At 59.8% G+C, this 6,726-nt stretch carries 5 protein-coding genes and 2 pseudogenes; 6 read left to right on the forward strand and 1 reads right to left on the reverse strand.

The window, feature by feature from the left end; translation table 11 throughout:
- The 6 genes and pseudogenes from ACFDSS_RS12750 to rsmA form a co-directional block, all read left to right on the forward strand.
- Positions 1-228: pseudogene (locus ACFDSS_RS12750) on the forward strand (LPS export ABC transporter permease LptF); the annotation flags it as partial.
- Positions 225-1,319: an LPS export ABC transporter permease LptG gene (gene lptG, locus ACFDSS_RS12755; RefSeq protein WP_375256114.1), complete on the forward strand. Its 1,095-nt coding sequence runs from the start codon at positions 225-227 to the stop codon at positions 1,317-1,319. The pseudogene ACFDSS_RS12750 and the gene lptG, both read left to right, overlap by 4 nt.
- Positions 1,319-3,415 (forward strand): LPS-assembly protein LptD, encoded by a 2,097-nt coding sequence (locus ACFDSS_RS12760; protein ID WP_375256115.1) that lies wholly within the window; start codon positions 1,319-1,321, stop codon positions 3,413-3,415. The genes lptG and ACFDSS_RS12760 overlap by 1 nt, the downstream gene beginning before the upstream one ends.
- A 5-nt stretch (positions 3,416-3,420) precedes the next feature.
- Positions 3,421-4,653 carry a peptidylprolyl isomerase gene (locus tag ACFDSS_RS12765; protein WP_375256116.1) on the forward strand — a complete coding sequence of 411 codons (1,233 nt, stop codon included), beginning with the start codon at positions 3,421-3,423 and terminating at the stop codon, positions 4,651-4,653.
- Positions 4,653-5,612, forward strand: a complete 960-nt coding sequence (gene pdxA / locus ACFDSS_RS12770) for a 4-hydroxythreonine-4-phosphate dehydrogenase PdxA (protein ID WP_375256117.1) — start codon at positions 4,653-4,655, stop codon at positions 5,610-5,612. Before ACFDSS_RS12765 ends, pdxA begins: the two co-directional genes overlap by 1 nt.
- A 46-nt stretch (positions 5,613-5,658) precedes the next feature.
- Positions 5,659-6,501 (forward strand): 16S rRNA (adenine(1518)-N(6)/adenine(1519)-N(6))-dimethyltransferase RsmA, encoded by an 843-nt coding sequence (rsmA, locus tag ACFDSS_RS12775; RefSeq protein WP_375256118.1) that lies wholly within the window; start codon positions 5,659-5,661, stop codon positions 6,499-6,501.
- A 34-nt stretch (positions 6,502-6,535) separates the two neighbouring features.
- Here rsmA and ACFDSS_RS12780 read toward each other — a convergent pair.
- Positions 6,536-6,726: pseudogene (locus ACFDSS_RS12780) on the reverse strand (DUF4167 domain-containing protein); the annotation flags it as partial.

The following is a 6,726-nucleotide window of genomic DNA, read 5'->3' on the forward strand; positions in this document are numbered from 1 at the left end:
TACAGCCGCTTTGGGGTGTGGCGCCAGATTGTATTGGCCATCCTGCTGATTGTCCTCGTCAAGGCAATCGAGACCGTCGGCCTGAACCTCGCACGCACCACTCCTGAGCTCTGGTTCGCGACCTACCTGCAAAACGCGGTGGGCTTTGCCATCGTGTGGTTCCTGCTGTTCTGGGCGGGCCGTCCGTATCTGTTCAAACGGCGCGCCACAAAGGGGCTGGCAGCATGATCCTGCACGTTTATTTTGCGCGACGCTTCTTTATGACATTTCTTGGTATGGCAGGGGTATTTTTGCTGATTATCAGTTCGATCGACCTTGTCGAACAACTACGCCGTTTCGCCGGCGCAGATGCCACTTTTCCCGATATCATGGCCCTGACACTTCTGAACACGCCCACGACATTCGCCGCGATGCTGCCGCTGATAATGATCCTTGCGGCAATCGCGTTCTTTCTGGGCATGGCGCGTTCATCGGAGATGGTGGTGACGCGCGCCGCCGGGCGGTCTGCGATGCGCGCGCTTTTGGCGCCGCTTGCGGTGACGCTGGCGATCGGCGTCTTGTCGATTGCAGTTCTCAACCCGATTGTGGCGGCAACGTCGAAAGCATTCGAAAACCGCAGTGACGCGCTGAGAGGGCAGAACTCGGTCCTGTCGCTGGGCTCCTCAGGGCTTTGGCTGCGGCAGGGCGATGCTGCCGGACAAACCGTGATCCGTGCGCAAGCCACCAATCTTGATGGAACGCGGCTCGAGCAGGTCACATTCATGACTTTCAGCCCCGATGGGACCCCAGCACTGCGTATCAATGCAACGAGCGCGCAACTGGAGGCTGGCGCTTGGCTGCTGCGCGATGTGAAATCATGGCCATTGCGCGCGGACACCATCGCCGAAGCCGCGGCACGCACGATGCCGCAGACGTCTATCGCATCGACCCTGACCGCAGATCAGATCCGCAACAGTTTCGGCACGCCCTCCTCGATACCGATCTGGCAATTGCCCGCCTTTATTGAACGCCTGCGCGCGGCCGGGTTTTCCGCGCAGCGCCACCAGGTCTGGCTTCATTCTCAGATTGCCCTGCCCGCTTTCCTGATTGCCATGGTTTTGATCGGCGCGACTTTCACGATGCGCCATCAACGCGGCAGCAGAACCGGCTTGATGGTTCTCTTTGCGGTGCTTTTGGCATTTTTCGTCTACTTTGTCCGCAACTTCGCGCAAGTGCTTGGCGAAAACGGCGATCTGCCAGCAGTGCTTGCCGCCTGGACACCACCGCTTGCGGCGATTGCACTGTCTCTTGGTGCCCTTTTGCACAATGAGGATGGCTGATGCGCATCTTGCTGGTCCTGTTCCTGCTGCTGCCAAATCTGCTGGTTGCCCAGAATGCAGCGACTCTTTTGGCCGATAGTGTCAAGCTCAACGGCGATGACCAGCTCATTGCCAGCGGCAACGTGGAAGTGCTGTTTGAGGGCAACCGCCTGTCCGCAACCGAGATCGTTTTTGATCGCCCCAGCGACACATTGCAGATCATCGGCCCGATCTTCATCCGCGGTGCCGACGGGACACTCTTGACAGCAGAGCGCGCCACGCTTGATCCACGGCTTGAGAATGGCATCCTGCAAAGCGCGCGGATCGTGCTGGATCAGCAACTTCAGCTTGTTGCCAATCAAATAGATCAACAAGACGGGCGCTATACGCAGCTTTACAAAACGGCGGCGACCTCTTGTCGGGTTTGCGGCGCCGGACCTCCGCTATGGGAAATCCGCGCGGAGAAAGTCATTCGCGACGCCGAGGAATTGCAGCTTTACTTTGAGAATGCAGTCTTTCTTGTGCGCGGCGTGCCTGTGCTGTGGCTGCCACGTATGCGCTTGCCAGACCCGGCCTTGTCCCGTTCGACGGGTCTTTTGGTGCCGGAGCAGCGCAATACCACGCAATTGGGTTTTGGATTTAAATTGCCCTATTTCATTACCTTGGGGGACGACCGCGATATCACCGTGACCCCCTATTTGTCGTCTCAAACCCGCACACTGGAGCTGGTCTACAGGCAGGCGTTTGTCAGCGGCGATTTGCGGATTGAGGCCGCAGCCAGCGATGATACGCTGCTTGCCGAAAATCGGGGTTATCTTTTTGCTCAGGGCGAATTCGCGCTCGGTACCGGCGCTCAATTCAGCTTCGATATCGAGACCACAAGCGATCCGGCCTACCTTCTGGACTATGGGTATTCCGGCAAGGATCGGCTTGATAGCGCCGTTGGGCTGGTGAAGGTGACCGATGAAACCATGTTCCGAAGCCGATTGACCTATTACCAGACCCTGCGCGACGATGAGGTGAACGCCTCATTGCCGCCGCTCATTGCCGATATCGATTTTGAGCGCCGCCAGCCCACCCAACAAGGCGGGCTTCTGGGCTATCAGCTCAATATCGATACCGAATACCGGCCCAGCAACACCGCCGGCGACGCAGGCCGCGACGTGACCCGTGCCGGTGCAGCCGCAAGCTGGCAACAAAGCTGGGTGACACAAAATGGCATGGTGGCGGAGGTCGAAACCGGCGCGCGGGCCGATTTATATCTGGTTGGCGACGACCCGGACTATCCACAGGCGGATTTGCGCGTTGCACCAGACGCACGGCTAACGCTGCGCTGGCCCTTGGCGCGGCGGATGGGCAGCGGCGCGACACATGTCATTGCGCCCGTGGTGTCATTGGCGTGGTCTGACAGCGATGGCAGCACACCACCCAATGAGGACAGCACCCGCAGCACTCTGGATCAGGGCAATCTTTTTGACGTCTCGCGCTTTGCCGGTGACGACGCGCTGCAAGCCGGGCCGCAAGTAGCGGCAGGTCTGGCCTGGACGCGCTTTGGTGCGGCAGGGTTTGACAGCACGCTTTCGCTTGGGCGCGTGATCGCGCAGGATGCAAATGCAGCCTTCTCGCTGAGTTCCGGGCTATCGGGCAGGCGCTCTGACTGGTTGGTGGCGGCGCAGATGACATCGGCCAATGGTTTACTTATTGATGCACGCGGGCTTTGGGCCGACGACGGGGATCTGACCAGTGCGGACGGGCGTCTGTTCTGGCGCAATGATCTGGTGAACCTCAGTGCCAATTACAATTGGCAGAGTCCGGATGTGGATGAGGGGCGCAACAGCAGCGTGTCGGAGTGGTCCGTGGATGCGGCCTATGATGTGAATGACGCCTGGCGGCTGCGGATGGATGCGCGCTATGACATCGCAGGTGATCGCCCGGTTGAGGCAGGGGCCGGGCTGAGATGGCGCAACGAATGCGTGAGCATCGACGTTTCGGTCTCGCGCCGCTACACGTCTTCGACTACTATCGAGCCGACAACAACCTTCGGCCTCAGCGGCACAATCGGCGGGTTTTCGGCCGGACGGGCAGCGGGCGGCATCACAACAGGGTGCGGGACTTAAGACGAATGGAACTTTTGAAGATGCGTTTTCGCAATATCGCAGCAGGTCTGATTGCCTGCACATTGATGACCGGTCTGACAACACAGGCCATCGCCCAAGGCCAGCTTGCAACCGCGATCAACGTGAACGACCGGGTCATCACGCAGTTTGAACTCAGCCAGCGTGAACGCTTTCTTGCCGCGATCAACACTGCGGGAAACATCGCCGAGATCGCACGCACCGGACTGATCGATGACCGGCTCAAGCTGCAGGAAATGGAGCGTTTCAACCGCAGTCTGTCACAAGCGGAAGTCCAGCAGGAATTGCAGCAATTCGCCGCGCGCGGCGGCCTGAGCCTGGATGAATTCGTTCAAATGTTGGCTTCCAACGGGGTCGAGCTGCGCAGTTTCATCGAATACGTCAGTATCGGCGTCATGTGGCGCGACTTTATTCGGGCCCGCTACAACCGCGAAATTACCGTGACGGAGGCAGATGTGGATCGCGCATTGGCGCGACAGGGCAACGCACCGACCCAGCTTGAAGTTCTGCTCAGCGAGATCATCATCCCCGCCCCCCCAGAGCGTGCCGCAAGGGTGCGTGAAGTGGCAGGCCAGATTGCCGCGTTGCGCTCATATGAGGAATTCGAGAACGCCGCGCGGCAGGTCTCAGCCCTGCCGACCCGTGAAAATGGCGGACGGTTGGATTGGGTGCCAATCACAAACTACCCGCCGCAAATCCAAACCCTCTTGCTGGAACTTTCCACTGGCGAAGTTACCGAGCCGATCGAAATTCCAAATGCCGTGGCCTTGTTCCAAAAGCGGGGATTGCGCGAAGGGCGGCGTGCAACAACAACGCCGGCAAGCATTGAATATGCAACCTACCTTATCGCAGGCGGAACCTCCCAAGCTGCACAACGCAGAGCCGCTGATGTGGCAATTGCGGCCGATACCTGTGATGATCTTTATGGGATAGCGCGCGATGAAGCCCCTGAGATGCTAACGCGCGAAACCCTTGCTCCGGCCGATATCCCTGCCGACGTCGCCCTTGAATTGGCACGGCTTGATCCCGGTGAGGCCGCCACCCTTTTGGTGAACGGCGGCACGCAATTGGCCTTTGTCATGCTTTGCGCGCGCAACCAGACAGATGTCGGTCCGCAGGACCGTGACGCGGTGCGCAACCAGATCCGCAGCCAGCGATTGGCAGCACTCGCTGATGCATTGCTGGCTGACCTGCAGGCTTCGGCTGATATCCGCCGCTGATGCAGCCGGTCGCAATAAGCTGTGGTGAACCGGCAGGGATCGGTCCTGAGATTGCAGTGTCCGCTTGGCATCAGCTGAAAGCCGAAGTGCCTCTTTTGTGGATAGGTGACCCCGGCCATTTGCCCCAGGGCACCAGCTTTCACGTTGCCACTGACCCCACCGATATTCATCCTTTGAAATTCACCGTGCTCGCACGCGAATTTGGCGCGCCTGCGGTTGCGGGCCAACCGAACCCGACCCATGCGGCTGGCGTCATCAGCGCTATCTCTGACGGGGTTGATCTGGTGCAATCGGGGGCCGCGTGCGCGCTATGCACGGCGCCTATCCATAAGGCGGCGCTGATCGACGGCGCAGACTTTTCCTACCCCGGCCATACCGAATATCTGGCTGCCCTGGCAGGGACCGATCAGGTGGTGATGATGCTGGCTTGCGATGATCTGCGTGTGGTCCCGGTGACAATCCACATTCCGTTCGCCGATGTGCCCCAAAAACTGACGGCAGCGCTGCTGACGAACACGCTGTTGACGACCCACGCGGGCCTGCGTTGCGATTTCGGGATTGCGCGGCCACGGATCGCTGTGGCCGGGCTGAACCCTCATGCGGGCGAAGATGGCAAGATGGGCCGCGAAGAAATCGGGCTGCTGACACCGGTGCTTGATGCCTTGCGCGCGCAGGGCATGGATATTGCGGGGCCACTATCAGCCGATACAATGTTTCATGCAGCCGCGCGCGCGCGCTATGATGTTGCCGTTTGCATGTACCACGATCAAGCGCTGATCCCGATCAAGACGCTGGATTTTTCGGGTGGCGTGAATGTGACACTCGGCTTGCCCTTCGTTCGGACATCGCCGGATCATGGCACGGCCTTTGATATCGCAGGACGCGGTGTAGCCGATCCAACGTCGATGATTGCCGCCATTCGCATGGCCGCGAAAATGGCCGATGCACGTGCGGTTTGAACAGGCTGGAGCCTCCGGCGGAAGTTTATATGGGGATTAAGAAATCATGAGCGCGATTGATGATCTGCCACCACTGCGGGATGTGATCGCCGCCCATGCGTTGGCGGCGAAGAAGTCGCTGGGGCAGAATTTCTTGCTCGATCTGAATTTGACCGCCAAGATTGCGCGGCTGGCGGGGGATGTCTCAGAAGCGGATGTGTTGGAGGTTGGCCCCGGTCCGGGTGGGCTGACGCGCGGTTTGCTGGCCGAGGGCGCGCGCCGTGTGCTTGCCATTGAAAAAGATCCCCGCTGTATGCCCGCCTTGGCGCAGATATCTGCCGCCTATCCGGGGCGTCTTGAGGTTATCAACGCCGACGCTTTGGATCTTGATCCGCTGGCCCATCTGACACCGCCAATCAAAGTGGCCGCGAACCTGCCCTACAACGTCGGCACAGAGCTTTTGGTACGTTGGTTGACCCCGCCAGAGTGGCCGCCCTTTTGGCAAAGCCTGACACTGATGTTCCAGCGCGAGGTTGCTCAGCGCATTGTTGCTGCTCCCGGTAGCAAAGCCTATGGTCGTCTGGCGCTGCTCGCCCAATGGCGCAGCGATCCCCGCATTGTCATGGACTTGCCGCCCGAAGCGTTCAGCCCGCCGCCCAAAGTCAATTCTGCGGTGGTGCATCTGACCGCCCTGCCGACGCCACGTTATCCCGCCGATCCGCGCACGTTGAACAAAGTCGTCGCCACAGCCTTTAACCAACGCCGCAAGATGCTGCGTTCCGCGCTCAAGTCGCTCAGCCCTGCTATTGAGGCGCATCTGCTGGATGCCGGGATCAAGCCGACCGAGCGTGCCGAACAGGTTGGTCTGGAAGCGTATTGTGCATTGGCCCGCAGTCTGGACGCAAAGTAAAAAGCCCTTCGGAGGATGTCCGAGGGGCCTTCAATTATTCAGCAGCCTCTGGCGCGCTATCCTCATCAGAGGACGGGCGCGGCTTGCGCGGTCTGCGTGGCCGCTTTGGCTTTTCCTCGGGTGTTTCGACAAGGCCGCTATCGCCATCGGCTGCGGCCTCCGCCATATCGGGCTGTTGGGAATTCGCGGGGTCATTTGAAGACGCCTCTTGCGCTTTCAACCGGT

It is taken from the genome of Yoonia sp. (assembly GCF_042093035.1).
Lineage (GTDB): Bacteria > Pseudomonadota > Alphaproteobacteria > Rhodobacterales > Rhodobacteraceae > Yoonia.